Genomic DNA, 16912 nt, shown 5'->3' with positions numbered 1-16912 from the left:
GGCGACATGACGGAGCCGGTGGTGGCGCCGCGTAGTGCCGCGCGCTATCTGTGGTGGCTGATCGCGAGCCAGCGGGGGCGGGTGGCGGCGGGCGCGACGTACGGAAGCCTGTGGATGGCGGGGCTGATGGTGCCGCCGTACGTGCTCTCCCGGGCGATCGACGAGGGGCTGGCGCCGGGGCGGCCCGCGGCGCTGGCCGGATGGGTGGCGGTGCTGCTGGCGGCCGGCGGGCTGAACGCCTGGCTGGGCATGATGCGGCACCGCACGATGACCCGGATCCGGATGGACGCCACCTTCCGTACGGTCCGGGCGGTCATGGCGCAGACCCTGCGGCTGGGCGCGGCGCTGCCCCGGCAGGTGACGGCCGGCGAGGTCGTCACGATCGGGATCGGCGACGTCGCGGTGATCAGCCAGACCCTGACCATGACCGGGCCGGGCGTCGGCGGGGTGCTGGCGTACGGGGTCGTCGCCGTACTGCTGCTGTCCGTCTCGCCGCTGCTCGCCGCGGTGGTGCTGCTGGGCGTGCCGCTGCTGGCGCTGGCGGTCGGGCCGCTGCTGGGCCGGCTGCAGGGCGCGGAGACGCACTACCGCGAGCGGCAGAGCGGGCTGGCGGCCCAACTCGGCGATCTGGTCGGCGGGTTGCGGGTGCTGGGTGGGCTGGGCGGCAAGGAGGTGTTCGCCGGCCGCTACCGGCGCGCGTCACAGGAGCTGCGCCGCGAGGGCTACCGGGTCGGGTCGGTGACGAGCTGGATCCAGGCGCTCGGGGTGGGCCTGCCGACCCTGTTCCTGGCCGCCGTCACCTGGCTCGCGGCCCGGATGGCGGCCCAAGGCGCCCTCACCGTCGGCGAGTTGGTGGCGGTGTACGGCTATGCCGCGGCCCTGGTGATCCCGGTGTCGTTCTTCATCGAGGGCGGCTACGACCTCACCCGCGGCCTGGTGGCCGCCCACCGGGTCGTACGGTTCCTGCAGTTGCCGGCGGATGCGGCGGGCGCCGAGGGCGCCATCGGCGCCGGCCACCCCGCCGCGGCGGACGGCGGCACGGCCGTGGCCGGGCCCGAGCGGGTGGCCGTGGCCGGGCCCGAGCGGGTGGCCGTGCTGCGTGATCCGGAGTCGGGCGTCGAGGTGGTACCCGGGCTGCTGACCGCGCTGGTCTCCGCCCGGCCCGCCGAGTCGGCGGCGGTGGTCGACCGCCTCGGCCGGTTCGCCGACTCCGCGGCGACCTGGGGCGCGGTCCGGCTGGACGAGCTCCCGCTGGCCCGGGTCCGCGAGCGCATCCTGGTCGCGGACAACGAGGCGGACCTGTTCGCCGGCACCCTGCGCGAGGTGGTGAGCGGACGCCGGGACCGGACCGACGCGGCGATCGGCCGGGCCCTGCACACCGCGCTGGCCGAGGACGTCGTCCGGGCGCTGCCGGACGGCCTGGACACGCCCGTCGCGGCGCAGGGCCGCACGCTCTCCGGCGGGCAGCGGCAGCGGCTGCGCCTGGTGCGGGCGCTGCTGGCCGACCCGGAGGTGCTGCTCGCGGTCGAGCCGACCTCGGCCGTGGACGCCCATACCGAGGCGGCGGTCGCGGCCCGGCTGCACACCGCCCGCGCGGGCCGTACGACGGTCGTCACCACCGCCTCCCCGCTGCTGCTCGACCACGCCGACGTGGTCTGCTTCCTCGTCGACGGCAAGGTCGGCGCGGTCGGCCGGCACCGCCAACTCCTCGACGACGTACCCGAATACCGGCGCCTGGTGTCCCGCGGCGAGGACGGGTCCGAGGACGACGGAGAGGGCGAGGCCGCGGGCGAGGCCGCGGGCAGCGGCGCGGGCGCGGGCAACGACGCGGGCGAGGAGTACGGGACGGCGCACGACGACCGGAACGAAGGGGCCACGCCATGACCTCACCGGCGAAGCACGCCGCACCGCCCGGCCCGCACGCCCTCCCCGTCGCCGACCCCTCCGCGACCCGGCGGGCCGCGCTGCGGCTGGTGCGCCGGGACGGCCGGGCGTTCGCGCTGATGCTGGTGCTGAACGCGCTGGCGGCCGGCGCCGGGCTGGCCGGCCCGTGGCTGCTCGGCCGGATCGTGGACACCGTCCGGGAGGGCGGCGGGGTGGCCGCGGTGGACCGGCTGGCGCTGGTCATCCTGGTGTGTGCGGTGGCCCAGCTGCTGCTGGCGCGGCAGGCCCGGTACGTCGGCCACCGCTTCGGCGAACGGGCCGCGGCGCGGATCCGTGAGAGTTACGTCGACCGGGCGCTGGCGCTGCCCGCCGCGGTCGTGGAGCGGGCCGGCACCGGCGATCTGACGGCCCGCGGCACGACGGACGTCACCGCGGTCGGGCGGACGCTGCGGGAGGCCGCGCCGGAGGTCTCGGTGGCGGCCGTGCAGGCGCTGTTCCTGCTCGGTGCCGTGGTGGTGGTCGCTCCGCTGCTCGGGCTGTGCACGCTGGGGCTGTTCGGCGGTGTGCTGGCGGTCCGCTGGTATCTGCGCCGGGCGCACCGGGCGTATCTCGTGGAGGGCGCGGCGACCTCGGAACTGGCCGAGCTGCTGGCCGCCACCGCCGCGGGCGCCCGGACGGTCGAGGCGCTGGGCCTTCAGGAGCGCCGGTGGGCGGCGGGCGAGCGGGCGATCGCACAGTGCCGCCGGACGCGGCTGCGGACGCTGTTCCTGCGCAGTGTGCTGCTGCCCGCGGTGGACGTCGGGTACGTCCTGCCGGTGGCCGGTGTGCTGCTGGCCGGCGGGGCACTGGTGGAGCGCGGCGGGATCGGTCTGGGCGCGGTGGTCGCCGCGGCGCTGTATCTGCGGCAGCTGTCCGAGCCGCTGGACACGGTCCTGCTGTGGGTGGAGCAACTGCAGAGCAGCGGCGCCGCGTTCGCCCGCGTCGAGGGGCTGGGTGCGGTCCCGCCCACCCGGGAGGCGGCCGCCGGTGCCGGTCACGTACCCGCCGGTGACCGGATCGAGGTCCGTGGCGTCCACTACGCCTATCCGACGGGTGGCGACGGGTCGGCCGGGGAGGCGGACCTGGGTGGTGGTGACGTCCTGCACGGCGTCTCCCTCACCGTGCGCCCCGGTGAGCGGCTGGCGCTGGTGGGTCCCTCCGGGGCCGGGAAGTCCACGCTGGGGCGGCTGCTGGCCGGTGTCGACGCGCCGCGGCGCGGGTCGGTGACGGTCGGCGGGGTGCCGGTCGCCGGGCTGGATCCGGAGGTGCTGCGCCGGCACGTCGTCCTGGTCACCCAGGAGCACCACGTGTTCCTGGGGAGCGTCCGCGACAACCTCCGGCTGGCCGCGCCCGGTGCCGGGGACGCCGAGCTGCGGGCCGCGCTGGCGGCCGTCGGGGCCGACTGGGCCGGGGAGCTGCCGGCCGGCCTGGACACCGAGCTGGGCCCGGGCGGCCACCGCCTCGACGGTGCGCGGTCCCAGCAACTCGCCCTGGCCCGCGTGGTGTTGGCCGATCCGCATACGGTGATCCTGGACGAGGCGACGGCGCTGCTCGATCCGCGTACCGCGCGGCACACCGAGCGGGCGCTGGCCGCCGTCCTCGCGGGCCGTACGGTCATCGCCGTCGCGCACCGGCTGCACACCGCGCACGACGCGGACCGGGTCGCCGTCATGGAGGCCGGCCGGCTGGCCGAACTCGGCACCCACGACGAGTTGGTGGCGGCCGGCGGTGCGTATGCGGCGCTGTGGCGGTCCTGGCACGGGGGACGGCCGTGACGGCGCTCACGCAATGTCCGGATTCCGAACGTCGATTCCGCGCAACGGACGTTTTCCGGCCAATTACTTGAACGGGCCCTGACAACAAGACATCCATGGTGGGACTCTTCCCCGCAGCCGCCGCACGGTCCCCACAGCACCACGCCCTGCGGCAGCGGGCTTCCCCTGCACGACCCGTTCCACCAGTACGTCGAAAACCTCTCGCGTACGTCTCCCCCCACACGCTCCAAGTGTTCTGCCTCGATCTGCCCGGACGGCCGTTGGGCCGCCCGGTCCCCCTCGGCCGCACCGTCACGTAGCGGCCACCGCAGAAGGAGTCAGTGTGAGACGCACCCCCCATGGACGCGCCGTCGCGACCGGCGCACTGGTCGCCGTCACCGCGATGCTGGCCGTCGGAGTCCAGGCCGGCACCGGAACGGCGGCCGCCGCGCGGCCCGGCACCGCGCACGCGGTACCCGACCCCGGCGCCCTGCCGGTCAAGCTGTCCCCGTCCCAGCGTGCGGAGCTGATACGGGCGGCCGGCGCCACCACCGCCGAGACGGCCCGTGAGCTGCGGCTCGGCGCCAAGGAGAAGCTGGTCGTCAAGGACGTCTCGAAGGACGCCAACGGCACGGTCCACACCCGCTACGAGCGGACCTACGCCGGACTGCCGGTGCTCGGCGGCGACCTCGTCGTGCACGAGACCAAGGCCGGCAAGCTCAAGGGCGTCACCAAGGCCGTCGGTTCCCAGCTGAAGGTCGCGAGCACCACCGCCAAGGTGGCCCCGTCCGCCGCCGCGGCGAAGGCCGTCAAGTCGGCGCGGTCGCTGGGATCGAAGAAGACCACCGCCGCGAAGGCGCCCCGCAAGGTGATCTGGGTCGCCGACGGCAAGCCGCGGCTGGCCTACGAGACCGTGGTCGGCGGGCTGCAGGACGACGGCACGCCCAACCAGCTGCACGTCGTCACGGACGCCACCACCGGCGCCGAGCTCTACCGCTACCAGGGCATCGAGACCGGTGTCGGCAACAGCGAGTACAGCGGCAAGGTCACCCTCGGCACGTCCGGTTCGGCGCCGAACTTCTCGATGACCGACGCCACCCGCGGCAACCACAAGACCTACAACCTCAACCACGGTTCGTCCGGCACCGGGACGCTGTTCACCGACGCGGACGACACCTGGGGCGACGGGACGCCGCAGAACGCCCAGACCGCGGGCGTGGACGCCGCCTACGGCGCCCAGGAGACCTGGGACTACTACAAGAACGTGCACGGCCGCAGCGGTATCCGCGGTGACGGCGTGGGTGCCTACTCCCGCGTCCACTACGGCAACAGCTACGTCAACGCGTTCTGGGACGACGGCTGCTTCTGCATGACGTACGGCGACGGCAGCGGCAACGCGGCCCCGCTGACCGCCATCGACGTGGCCGGCCACGAGATGTCGCACGGCGTCACCTCGAACACCGCGGGCCTCAACTACAGCGGCGAGTCCGGCGGTCTGAACGAGGCCACCTCGGACATCTTCGGCACGGCCGTGGAGTTCTACGCCAACAACGCGTCCGACCCCGGTGACTACCTCATCGGCGAGAAGATCGACATCAACGGCGACGGCACCCCGCTGCGCTACATGGACAAGCCCAGCAAGGACGGCGCCTCCGCCGACTACTGGTCGAGCGGCGTCGGCAACAAGGACGTGCACTACTCGTCCGGCGTCGCCAACCACTTCTTCTACCTGCTGTCCGAGGGCAGCGGCCCGAAGGACATCGGCGGCGTCCACTACGACAGCCCGACCTTCGACAACCTGCCGGTGCCGGGCATCGGCCGGGCCAACGCCGAGAAGGTGTGGTTCAAGGCGCTCAGCCAGTACATGACCGCCACCACCAACTACGCGGGCGCCCGCACCGCCACGCTGAAGGCCGCCGCGGACCTGTTCGGCCAGGGCAGCGCGTCGTACAACACGGTCGCCAACACCTGGGCGGCGGTCAACGTCGGCTCCCGCGTCCCGGACGGTGGCGGGGTCACCGTCACCAACCCGGGCAACCAGACCAGCACCGTCGGCCAGGCCGCGAGTCTGCAGATCAAGGCCACCAGCGGTACCGCGGGCGCGCTGTCGTACACGGCGAGCGGGCTGCCGGCCGGGCTGTCGATCAACGCCGGCACCGGTCTGATCTCCGGTACGCCGACCACGGCCGGCACGTCCAACGTCACGGTGACGGTCACCGACTCCGCGAAGAAGACCGGAACCACCTCCTTCACCTGGACGGTCAACGCGTCCGGCGGCGGCAGCGTCTTCGAGAACTCCGACGACGTGCAGATCCCGGACGCGGGCGCGGCGGTCACCTCGCCGATCAACGTCAGCCGCAGCGGCAACGCCTCCAGCACGCTGAAGGTCGGCGTGGACATCGTCCACACCTACCGCGGTGACCTGGTCATCGACCTGATCGCCCCGGACGGCACGGCCTACCGGCTGAAGAACTCCAACCCGTACGACTCCGCGGCGAACGTGAACACCACGTACACCGTCAACGCCTCCTCGAAGGCCGCGAGCGGCACCTGGAAGCTGCGCGTCCAGGACGTCTACTCGCAGGACTCCGGTTACATCAACGGCTGGAAGCTGACGTTCTGATCCGGCGTAGCCACTCAGCCGTCACCTTGCTGTGACATAGCCGGTCCGGTTGCCGGGAAGACGGGCAACTGACCAGGTGAGCAGGGAAATTGGGCGTCGTCCCCGGAACTCCGGGGGCGGCGCCCTCCTCCGTTATGCGGACACCGATCACCTCTGTACGGACGACTTTCGGCCAACCTGTGAACAGGCTCCTGACATGCACGCGTTCAGCTGGCAGTGTTCCGGAACGCGAGTCACACCCGCATCGCTTTGCACCCCCACCACTTGGCAAAGTTGAAGGAGCACCCGTGGCCCCCCACATATCCCGTAAGACCCGTGTGATCGGTGGCGGCTTGGCGGCCGCCGCCCTGCTGGCGGCGGGCATCACCGCCGGGACGGCCGGCGCCTCGCCGGCCCCGGCCCCCCACAAGGACGCCTCCCCCCTCCAGCTCAGCGCCTCGCACCGCGCGGAACTCCTGCGCGACGCGGACGGCACCAAGGCGCAGACCGCCAAGGCCCTCGGCCTCGGCGGCCAGGAGAAGCTGCTCGTCAAGGACGTCATCAAGGACGCCGACGGCACCACGCACACCCGGTACGAGCGCACCTTCGCCGGACTTCCGGTGCTCGGCGGCGACCTGGTCGTGCACAGCGCCAAGGACGGCGCGATCAAGTCGACCACCAAGTCGACCCAGAAGAGCATCAAGGTGGCCTCCACCACGGCGAAGATCGCCCCGCAGGCCGCCGCGAAGTCGGCGCAGGGCACCGCGGTGAAGTCGCTCGCCGCCAAGAAGGCCGCCACCCCGCAGACCCCGAAGAAGGTCGTCTGGGCCGCCTCCGGTTCGCCGGTCCTCGCCTACGACACCGTCGTCAAGGGCGTCCAGAAGGACGGCACCCCCAGCCGGCTGCACGTCATCACCGACGCCAACACCGGCAAGAAGCTGTTCCAGTACGACGAGATCCACACCGGCAAGGGCGAGAGCGAGTACAGCGGCAGCGTCGAGCTGGGCACCAAGAAGGACGGCGGCAAGTTCACGCTGACCGACGACGGGCGTGGTGGCCACAAGACCACCAACCTGGGGAACAGCGAGTCCGGTGACGGCAAGGCCTTCTCGGACGACGACGACGCCTGGGGCACCGGCAAGCCCGACGACCCGCAGACCGCGGCCGTCGACGCCCACTACGGCGCGGCCGAGACCTGGGACTACTACAAGACCGTGCACGGCCGCAGCGGCATCAAGGGCGACGGCAAGGGCGCCTCGTCCCGTGTCCACTACGGCGACAGCTACGTCAACGCCTTCTGGGACGACAGCTGCTTCTGCATGACGTACGGCGACGGCGAGGGCAACAAGAAGCCGCTCACCGCCATCGACGTCGCGGCGCACGAGATGTCGCACGGCGTCACCTCCGCCACCGCCAACCTCACCTACAGCGGTGAGTCCGGCGGCCTCAACGAGGGCACCTCGGACATCTTCGGTACCTCGGTCGAGTTCTTCGCCAAGAACGACAAGGACCTGGGCGACTACCTCATCGGCGAGAAGATCGACATCAACGGCAACGGCTCGCCGCTGCGCTACATGGACAAGCCCAGCAAGGACGGCCAGTCGCAGGACAACTGGGACTCCAACACCGGCAACCTCGACCCGCACTACTCCTCGGGTGTCGCCAACCACTTCTTCTACCTGCTGTCCGAGGGCAGCGGTCCGAAGGAGATCGGTGGCGTCAAGTACGACAGCCCGACCGCGGACGGCAAGAAGGTCGAGGGCATCGGCCGGGACAAGGCCGAGAAGATCTGGTTCAAGGCCCTGACCGAGTACATGACCTCGAACACCGACTACAAGGCGGCCCGCGAGGCCACCAAGAAGGCCGCGACCGACCTCTACGGCGCCGACAGCGCCGAGGTCAAGGGCGTCGAGGCGGCCTGGACCGGTGTCGCCGTCAAGTGACACGACCGGCCGATGCGCACTGATCGGCCCGGGGTAACGTGACCCCGAAGCGGGCGGTGTCCGGAGACCCTCCGGACACCGCCTTCGCGCGTCACGGGGACGGTGGGCGCGCGGGCGGGGCGGAACGGGGGTCCGGATGAGCGAAACGATCAAGGTGCTGCTGGCCGACGACGAGGCCCTGCTGCGGGCCGGGGTGCGCGCGATCCTCGCCACCGCGCCCGGCATCGAGGTGGTCGCGGAAGCCGGGGACGGCCGTGCCGCGGTCGACCTGGCGCTGCGGCACCGCCCCGACGTCTGCCTGCTCGACATCCGCATGCCGCGCCTGGACGGCCTGGCCGCGGCCGCCGAACTCGCCACCGTCCTCCCGGAGACCGCGGTGGTCATGCTGACCACCTTCTCCGAGGACGACCACATCGCCGGCGCGCTCGGTGCCGGCGCCGCCGGCTTCCTGCTCAAGACCGGCGATCCACGGGAGCTGATCGCCGGCGTCCGGGCCGTCGTGGAGGGCGGCGCATGTCTCGCCCCGTCCGTCGCCCGGCGGGTCCTCTCCCACCTGGGAGAAGGGCAGTTGGGCCGGGGTGCGGCCGCCAGGGCGCGGGTCGCCGAGCTGACGCCGCGCGAGCGCGAGGTGCTCGGTCTGGTCGGTGCCGGGCTGTCCAACGCGGAGATCGCCCGGCGGCTGTTCCTGGTCGAGGGCACCGTCAAGGCGTACGTCAGCGCGGCCCTGGCCCGGCTGGGGCTCAAGAACCGCGTCCAGGCCGCGATCCTCGCCTACGAGGCCGGTCTGGTCCCCGCCTCGTGAACCGCCTCCCGTCCCTGGCCGTCCCGCGGTCCTGGACGCGGCGGCCGGACCCGGAACGGCTGCGCGCCCGGCTCCCCGGCCTCGCGCTGTGGGTGCTGCTGTGCGTACCGCCGCTGCTCTACCTCGACGGCCTCTCAGGACCGCAGCGCTGGGCGACCCTGGCCGGCTTCCCGCTGCTCGCGCTGGCCCTGCTCGTCCGCCGGCGGGCGCCGCTGGTGGCGGTCGCGGTGCCGGTCGTGCCGAGCCTGGTGCTGTCGGTGCAGCTGTTCACCGGTGCGTACGCCCTCGCCCTGGCCGTGCTCGGATACCTCGCCGGAGTGCGGGTGGCCCGGGCCCGGCCCGCGCTGTGGTTCTTCACCGGCGTCGCGCTGGCCGGCGTACCGGTGTGCGCCCTGGTCGCCCACACCCTGTGGCCGTGGTTCACCTTCCTGATGGCGCTGCTGCTGAACGTGGTGCTGCCCTGGCTGCTGGGCCGCTACCGCCGCCAGTACGCCGAACTCGTCCGCACCGGATGGCAGTTGGCCGACCGGATGGAACGCGAGCAGCAGGCGGTGGCCGACCGCACCCGGCTGCGCGAACGGGCCCGGATCGCCGGCGACATGCACGATTCGCTCGGCCACGAGCTGGCGCTGCTCGCGCTGCGGGCCGGCGCGCTGGAGCTGGATCCGGGACTGGACGCGGACCGCCGGGCGGCGGCCGGTGAACTACGGGCGGCGGCCGGTGCGGCGACCGAGCGGCTGCGGGAGATCATCGGTGTGCTGCGGACGGACGACGAGGGCGCGCCGCGGCGGTCCGCGGACGAGGGCGTGGCGGGGCTGGTGGCGCGCGCCCGGGCGTCGGGGATGACGGTGACGCTGGAACAGCCCGACGAGGCGGAGCAGCCGGGCGGGGCCGCGGCCGGCCGGCCCGGCATGACCGGACCCGCCGTGCACCGCATCGTCCAGGAGGCGCTGACGAACGCCGCCAAGCACGCCCCGGGCGCGGCCGTCCGGGTGCGGATCGAGCGGGCCGAGGGGCAGCTTCGGGTCACCGTCACCAACGCCGCGCCGCCGCCCGGCCCCGCCCCGGCAGCGGTCTCCGGCGGCAGCGGACTGGTCGGCCTGGACGAGCGGGTACGGCTGGCGGGCGGTGCCCTGCACAGCGGCCCGACCCCCGAGGGCGGCTTCACCATCGCCGCCCGGCTCCCGCTCTCCGGCGGCCCGCCCGCCGTTTCCGGTGCGGCGCCCCAACCCACCGCGGCGGCCAGGGAATTGGACCGGGCGCGGCGCCAGGTGCGGCGGCGGCTGCGCCAGACGGTGGCCGTCCCGCTCGCGGTGATCGCCGCACTGCTGGTGCTGATGGGCGTCTTCGCCCTGGTCAGCACCGACTGGACGATCCTGGACCGGGCGAGCTACGACCGGCTGCGCCCGGGGATGCCGCGTACGCAGGTGGACGGCCTGGTGCCGTTCTTCCGCCTGGACGTGCCCCCGGAGGGCACCCCCGCACCGCCCCGCGGCTGGTCCTGTACGTACTACGGCATCGACCCCGACACCGTCGCGGCCTACGAGCTGTGCTTCGCCGACGGCCGTCTGGTCAGGAAGGCCGTCGTCCACCGCCGGGACCACTGACGCCGGTGGCCGCCACCACTCCCCCGTCCGGGTGCCCGGGGCGGCGGCCATACCCCACACGGCGACCCAACCAGCATGCCGAACAGGCCAGTTGAGTGACCCCGGGAACCCCACACGCCTCCCTACCCGCGCGTTTCCCGATATGGCCGATTCCACCCCCTCATGCGCCCTTGTACGAGATCCCACCTGGAGAGAGGCTGCGGTGTGGCGCCGACCGGCCGCGGCGCGACACCGGTACTTCCGCACACCGCAACTCCGCTGTGATCACACCTGAGTTGAGGAGGCGAACGCCGATCGTGTCCGCCCAGCTCCGCAGCCGTCCGCACCGAGGCGACCGCGTTCCCGCGAGGCCGCACCGGGCCCCTGGTTACGTACCAGTAGTTCACATTCCGCCGGATTTCATGTCCGCCGGTCGAGGGAAGGCTCATCGGGTACACCCCGGCCGGCCGTGTCCTCCGCCAGCCGGGTGAAGCGGACAGGAGCCCCCATGCCCGCACCCGGTCCCCCTCCCGTGGAGCGGATACAAAGGACAAAACCCCGCAAAGCATCACAAGCCCCAGGTGAGCCCATGATCGGTCGCATCCCTGTTCTGGACATCCGCCCGCAGATCGATTGCGGCCGCCGCCCGGCGAAGGCCGTGGTGGGCGAGACCTTCGAGGTCTCGGCCACGGTCTTCCGCGAAGGCCATGACGCGGTCGCGGCCAATGTGGTGCTGCGCAATCCCGCCGGCCGCTGCGGACCCTGGACACCGATGCGGGAACGGGCCCCCGGCACCGACCGGTGGAGCGCCGAGGTCACCCCGGACATCGAGGGCCGCTGGACCTTCACCGTCGAGGCCTGGTCCGACCCGCTGGCCACCTGGCGCAAGCACGCCGGCGTCAAGATCCCGGCGGGCATCGACACCGAGCTGGTCCTCGCCGAGGGCGCCGAACTGCACGAGCGGGCGGCCGCCGACGTCCCCAAGAGCGACGGCCGGGAGGCGGTGCTGGCCGCCGTGGACGCCCTGCGCGACCCGAAACTGCCCGCCGCCACCCGGCTCGCCGCCGCGCTCGCCCCGCAGGTCATCGAGGCACTCGCCCGCCACCCGCTGCGCGAACTGCTCACCGTCTCGCGCCCGATGCCGCTGGTCGTCGAGCGCCGCCGGGCCCTGTACGGCTCGTGGTACGAACTCTTCCCGCGCTCCGAGGGCGCCCAGATCACCCCGAACGGCACCGCCGTCAGCGGCACCCTGCGCACCGCCGCCGAACGCCTCCCGGCCGTGGCCGCCATGGGCTTCGACGTCGTCTACCTCCCACCGGTGCACCCCATCGGCACGTCCTTCCGCAAGGGCCCCAACAACGCCCTGTCCGCCGGCCCGGACGACGTCGGCTCCCCCTGGGCGATCGGTTCGGCGGCCGGCGGCCACGACGCGCTCCACCCGGACCTGGGCACCTTCGAGGACTTCGAGCACTTCGTGCGCACCGCCCGCGACCTGCGGATGGAGGTCGCGCTGGACTTCGCGCTGCAGTGCTCGCCGGACCACCCCTGGGTCACCCTGCACCCGCAGTGGTTCCACCACCGCTCCGACGGCTCGATCGCGTACGCCGAGAACCCGCCGAAGAAGTACCAGGACATCTATCCGCTCGCCTTCGACGCCGACTTCCGCGGGCTGGTCCGCGAGACCGAGCGGGTGCTGCGCTTCTGGATGGCCAAGGGCGTACGGATCTTCCGGGTGGACAATCCGCACACCAAACCGGTGGCGTTCTGGGAGAAGGTCATCGGTGACATCAACCGCACCGATCCGGACGTGCTCTTCCTCGCCGAGGCGTTCACCCGCCCGGCCATGGTGCACACCCTCGCGCAGATCGGCTTCCAGCAGTCGTACACGTACTTCACCTGGCGCAACACCAAGCAGGAGCTGACCGAGTACCTCACCGAGCTGTCCGGCGAGTCCGCCGCCTATCTGCGGCCCAACTTCTTCGTCAACACCCCGGACATCCTGCACGCCTACCTCCAGGAGGGCGGCCGCCCCGCCTTCGAGATCCGTGCCGTGCTGGCCGCCACCCTGTCTCCCACCTGGGGCGTCTACGCCGGATACGAGCTCTGCGAGTCGACCCCGGTACGCCCCGGCAGCGAGGAGTACCTGGACTCGGAGAAGTACCAACTCAGGCCGCGCGACTGGGATGCGGCGGCGAAGGAGGGGCGTACCATCGCCCCGCTGATCACCGTCCTCAACCGCGTCCGCCGCCGGCACCCTGCCCTGCAGCAGCTCCGCAATCTGCACTTCCACCCCGTGGACAACGACGCCGTGCTCGCGTTCTCCAAGCGCGCGGGGCACGGCGACGGGACCGACACGGTGCTCACGGTGGTCAACCTCGACCCGCACCACACCCACGAGGCGACGGTGTCGTTGGACATGCCGGAACTCGGCCTCGGCCGGCACGAGTCCTTTCCGGTGCGCGACGAGCTCACCGGCGATACCTACCACTGGGGCAGGGACAACTATGTGCGCCTGGAGCCGGGCCGCTCGCTCGCGCCCGCTCATGTGCTGTCGCTGCGACCGTCCTCACCGATCGGAGGGTCACCCAATTGATCGTCAATGAGCCTGTCCCCGACACGTTCGAGGACACCCCGGCGAAGGACCGCGATCCCGACTGGTTCAAACGGGCCGTCTTCTACGAAGTCCTGGTGCGCTCGTTCCAGGACAGCAACGGCGACGGCATCGGTGACCTCAAGGGCCTCACCGCGAAGCTGGACTACCTCCAGTGGCTGGGGGTGGACTGCCTCTGGCTGCCGCCGTTCTTCAAATCGCCGCTGCGGGACGGCGGTTACGACGTCGCCGACTACACCGCGGTGCTCCCCGAATTCGGCGATCTGGCGGACTTCGTGGAATTCGTGGACGCCGCGCACCACCGCGGTATGCGGGTCATCATCGACATGGTGATGAACCACACCAGCGACCAGCACCCGTGGTTCCAGGAATCCCGTTCCGACCCCAACGGCCCGTACGGCGACTATTACGTCTGGGCGGACGACGACAAGCAGTACGCCGACGCCCGGATCATCTTCGTCGACACCGAGGCCTCCAACTGGACCTTCGACCCGGTCCGCAAGCAGTACTACTGGCACCGTTTCTTCTCCCACCAGCCGGACCTCAACTACGAGAACCCGGCGGTCCAGGAGGAGATGATCTCCGCGCTGCGCTTCTGGCTGGACCTGGGCATCGACGGCTTCCGGCTCGACGCGGTGCCGTACCTCTACGCCGAGGAGGGCACCAACTGCGAGAACCTGCCCGCCTCGCACGCCTTCCTCAAGCGGGTCCGGGCCGAGATCGACAAGCACTACCCGGACACCGTGCTGCTGGCCGAGGCCAATCAGTGGCCGGAGGACGTGGTCGACTACTTCGGGGACTACGCGGTCGGCGGCGACGAATGCCATATGGCATTCCACTTCCCGGTCATGCCGCGCATCTTCATGGCGGTGCGCCGCGAATCGCGCTATCCGGTCTCGGAAGTCCTCGCCAAGACCCCGGCGATCCCGTCCGGCTGCCAGTGGGGCATCTTCCTGCGCAACCACGACGAGCTGACCCTCGAAATGGTGACGGACGAAGAGCGGGACTACATGTACGCGGAATACGCCAAGGACCCGCGGATGCGGGCCAACATCGGCATCCGCCGCCGGCTGGCCCCGCTGCTCGACAACGACCGCAACCAGATCGAGCTGTTCACCGCCCTGCTGCTGTCACTGCCCGGTTCGCCGATCCTCTACTACGGCGACGAGATCGGCATGGGCGACAACATCTGGCTCGGTGACCGGGACGCGGTACGCACCCCGATGCAGTGGACCCCGGACCGCAACGCCGGGTTCTCCTCCTGCGACCCGGGCCGGCTGTTCCTGCCGACCATCATGGACCCGGTCTACGGCTACCAGGTCACCAACGTCGAGGCCGCGATGAGTTCGCCGTCCTCGCTGCTGCACTGGACCCGCCGGATGATCGAGATCCGCAAGCAGAACCCGGCGTTCGGCCTCGGCAGCTACACCGAGCTGCCCTCCACCAATCCGGCGGTGCTGGCCTTCCTGCGGGCCTCGCCGGGCACCGGCGGCGCCGACGACGACCTGGTGCTGTGCGTCCACAACTTCTCCCGCTTCGCCCAGCCGACCGAGCTGGACCTGCGGGCGTTCAGCGGCCGCCATCCGGTGGAGCTCATCGGCGGCGTCCGCTTCCCGGCCATCGGGGAACTGCCGTACCTGCTCACCCTCGCGGGCCACGGCTTCTACTGGTTCCGGCTGCGCCGAAGCGCCACCTAGTGCCCCGGCCCTGACCGGGCACGGGCCGAGCACCCCCGCCCGTACGCGGCCGTATACCGCGTACGGGCGTTTTTTGACCTTTCGCTCGGGAAGTCTCCCTACTACCGCACGGGCCGGGTGAGCCCTCGGCGGCCCCCGGTTCACGGGGGACCGCCCCGCAGCGGACACGCGCACCGGAACGACCGCTGCCGTACGGACGATCCCGACACCCCCGCCGGGAGGATCTTCACACCCTCCGTCCGGGGGTACCGCCACCGCGCCACCGCACAGTGAAGGCCGCATTCCGGGACACTTTGCCCTACCTGTCGTGTGCCCGGGGAAAGGACGCGACGCCATGTCGGACACCGCCCCGACCCGTGCCACCCGTAACACCCCTGACCACCGTCCGCTCGTCACCGCCCCCGATCTGCTCTCCTCGCTGGTACCGCTGCTCGCCGAATGGGTGCCCCGCCAGCGCTGGTTCGCCGGCAAGGGACGGCTGCTCACCGGCTTCGCCCTGCTGTCCGCGACCGAGCTGCTGCCCTGCACCGGCGACGGCACCTCGCCCGGCCTGCTGCAACTGCTGGTCCGGGCACAGCAGAGCTCCCCGCCGAGCCGCACACCCGCCGGCGGGGACCGCTACCAGCTGCTGCTCGGGGTGCATCCGGCGCCGCCGCCCCAGCTGGCACCGGCGGTGATCGGCCGGCCCGGCGGCGGCCCGCTGCGCGGCCGGATGGTCTACGACGCACTGCTGGACAACCGGCTCTGCGGACTGCTGCTGGAGCGGCTGCGGATCCCCGGACGGCTGGGGGGCCTGCGCTTCTGCCGCGAACCCGACGCGGAGATCCCGTCCGGACTGCCGGCCCGGCCGATCGCCGTCGAGCAGTCCAACTCCTCGATCGTTTACGGCGATTCGTTCATCCTGAAGGTCTTCCGGCGGATCGAGCCGGGCATCAACCCCGATCTGGAACTGCCCCGGGCACTGGCCGACGCCAAATGCGCCCGGGTGCCGGCGCCGGCCGCCTGGTTCGAGTCGGCGGTCGCCGAGGAGAACGGCGAGGCCACCACGCTGGGCGTGCTCCAGCCGTTCCTGCCGGGCTCGGCCGACGGCTGGCAGCTGGCGCTCAACGCACTGGCCGTCCGCGCCGACTTCACCGGTTCGGCCCGGGCGCTCGGGCACGCCACCGCGGAGGTGCACACCGCGCTGGCCCAGACCCTGCCGACCACCGAGCTGCGCCGCCCGCAGCTGGACCTGATCGCGACCCAGATGATCGAGCGGCTGGAGGCCACCGCCCGGGCCGTACCCGTGCTCCAGCCCTACCGCGCGCGGCTGCGCACCGCCTTCGACGCGCTGGCCGCCGTCGGGCACGACGGCCGCAGCTGGGCCGCCCAGCGCATCCACGGCGATCTGCACCTGGGCCAGACGCTGCGGTCCGCCGGCGAGGGCCGCTGGTCGCTGATCGACTTCGAGGGCGAACCGGCCCGTCCGCTGGCCGAACGGCGCAAGCTGCAGCCCGCGGTGCGGGACGTCGCGGCGATGCTGCGCTCCTTCGACTACGCGGCGCGCAGCGGGCCGGCCGGCGCGGATCCCTGGGCCCTGGAGTGGGCCCGGCGCACCCGGGAGGCGTACTGCCTGGGCTACGCCGAGGCCGGCGGGCTCGATCCGCGTTCCGCCCCCGAGCTGATGCGCGCCTACGAGACCGACAAGGCGGTCTACGAGGTGCTCTACGAGGCCCGGCACCGGCCCGACTGGCTGTCCGTCCCGATGGCCGCCATCCGGCGGCTGGCGTCGGGCGGCGAACCGGCCGTGGGCGTGGACGGAACCGGCCCGCCGTGACCCGGCCCCCGTGACCCGACCGACGCGACGCCTGCCCCGCCCGCCGACGCCCACGACGCACCGCCGATGCCCCGCCCCTAGGAGGCCCCTCCCGTGACCGCCGCCCCACCGCCGTCCCGCCCCACCCCTCCCGACCCCGCGTCCACACCGGACGCGACCGCCGCGCGCGCTACCGGGG

General features: G+C 72.4%; 9 protein-coding genes. All 9 read left to right on the top strand.

Features of this window, described 5'->3' with window-relative positions; genetic code table 11:
• Window positions 1-6 precede the first annotated feature (6 nt).
• The 9 genes from ACFV1J_RS22810 to ACFV1J_RS22770 all read left to right on the top strand — a co-directional run bounded on the left by ACFV1J_RS22810 (window position 7) and on the right by ACFV1J_RS22770 (window position 16734).
• Complete coding sequence (locus tag ACFV1J_RS22810; RefSeq protein WP_385860727.1) at window positions 7-1884, top strand: ABC transporter transmembrane domain-containing protein; 1878 nt, start codon at window positions 7-9, stop codon at window positions 1882-1884.
• Window positions 1881-3698: an ABC transporter ATP-binding protein gene (locus ACFV1J_RS22805; RefSeq protein WP_385860726.1), complete on the top strand. Its 1818-nt coding sequence runs from the start codon at window positions 1881-1883 to the stop codon at window positions 3696-3698. Before ACFV1J_RS22810 ends, ACFV1J_RS22805 begins: the two co-directional genes overlap by 4 nt.
• 322 nt (window positions 3699-4020) lie before the next feature.
• Window positions 4021-6300 (top strand): M4 family metallopeptidase, encoded by a 2280-nt coding sequence (locus tag ACFV1J_RS22800; RefSeq protein ID WP_385860725.1) that lies wholly within the window; start codon window positions 4021-4023, stop codon window positions 6298-6300.
• Between the two features lie 287 nt (window positions 6301-6587).
• Window positions 6588-8222 (top strand): M4 family metallopeptidase, encoded by a 1635-nt coding sequence (locus ACFV1J_RS22795; protein WP_385860724.1) that lies wholly within the window; start codon window positions 6588-6590, stop codon window positions 8220-8222.
• Window positions 8223-8358: 136 nt separating this feature from the next.
• Entirely contained in the window at window positions 8359-9024 is a 666-nt protein-coding gene (locus ACFV1J_RS22790) for a response regulator transcription factor (protein ID WP_385860723.1), read from the top strand.
• A complete protein-coding gene (locus ACFV1J_RS22785) occupies window positions 9021-10631 on the top strand; it encodes a sensor histidine kinase (RefSeq protein ID WP_385860722.1) in 1611 nt (536 codons plus the stop codon). The genes ACFV1J_RS22790 and ACFV1J_RS22785 overlap by 4 nt, the downstream gene beginning before the upstream one ends.
• Before the next feature lie 568 nt (window positions 10632-11199).
• Window positions 11200-13203: an alpha-1,4-glucan--maltose-1-phosphate maltosyltransferase gene (locus tag ACFV1J_RS22780; protein WP_385860721.1), complete on the top strand. Its 2004-nt coding sequence runs from the start codon at window positions 11200-11202 to the stop codon at window positions 13201-13203.
• On the top strand, window positions 13200-14918 hold the full coding sequence (gene treS, locus ACFV1J_RS22775; protein ID WP_385860720.1) for a maltose alpha-D-glucosyltransferase: 1719 nt from the start codon (window positions 13200-13202) through the stop codon (window positions 14916-14918). Before ACFV1J_RS22780 ends, treS begins: the two co-directional genes overlap by 4 nt.
• 334 nt (window positions 14919-15252) lie before the next feature.
• Entirely contained in the window at window positions 15253-16734 is a 1482-nt protein-coding gene (locus ACFV1J_RS22770) for a maltokinase (protein ID WP_385860719.1), read from the top strand.
• Window positions 16735-16912 lie beyond the last annotated feature (178 nt).

Origin of the sequence: Streptomyces sp. NPDC059649 (assembly GCF_042734445.1) — a bacterium.
In the GTDB taxonomy this organism is placed as follows: domain Bacteria; phylum Actinomycetota; class Actinomycetes; order Streptomycetales; family Streptomycetaceae; genus Streptomyces.
This window is presented reverse-complemented; position numbering and strand designations above follow the sequence as displayed.

What these genes read in the sequence shown, in the direction of transcription:
- ACFV1J_RS22810 (WP_385860727.1), top strand. Translation starts at nt 7, where the DNA reads ATGACGGAGCCGGTGGTGGCGCCGCGTAGTGCCGCGCGCTATCTGTGG.
- ACFV1J_RS22805 (WP_385860726.1), top strand. Translation starts at nt 1,881, where the DNA reads ATGACCTCACCGGCGAAGCACGCCGCACCGCCCGGCCCGCACGCCCTC.
- ACFV1J_RS22770 (WP_385860719.1), top strand. Translation starts at nt 15,253, where the DNA reads ATGTCGGACACCGCCCCGACCCGTGCCACCCGTAACACCCCTGACCAC.
- ACFV1J_RS22790 (WP_385860723.1), top strand. Translation starts at nt 8,359, where the DNA reads ATGAGCGAAACGATCAAGGTGCTGCTGGCCGACGACGAGGCCCTGCTG.
- ACFV1J_RS22780 (WP_385860721.1), top strand. Translation starts at nt 11,200, where the DNA reads ATGATCGGTCGCATCCCTGTTCTGGACATCCGCCCGCAGATCGATTGC.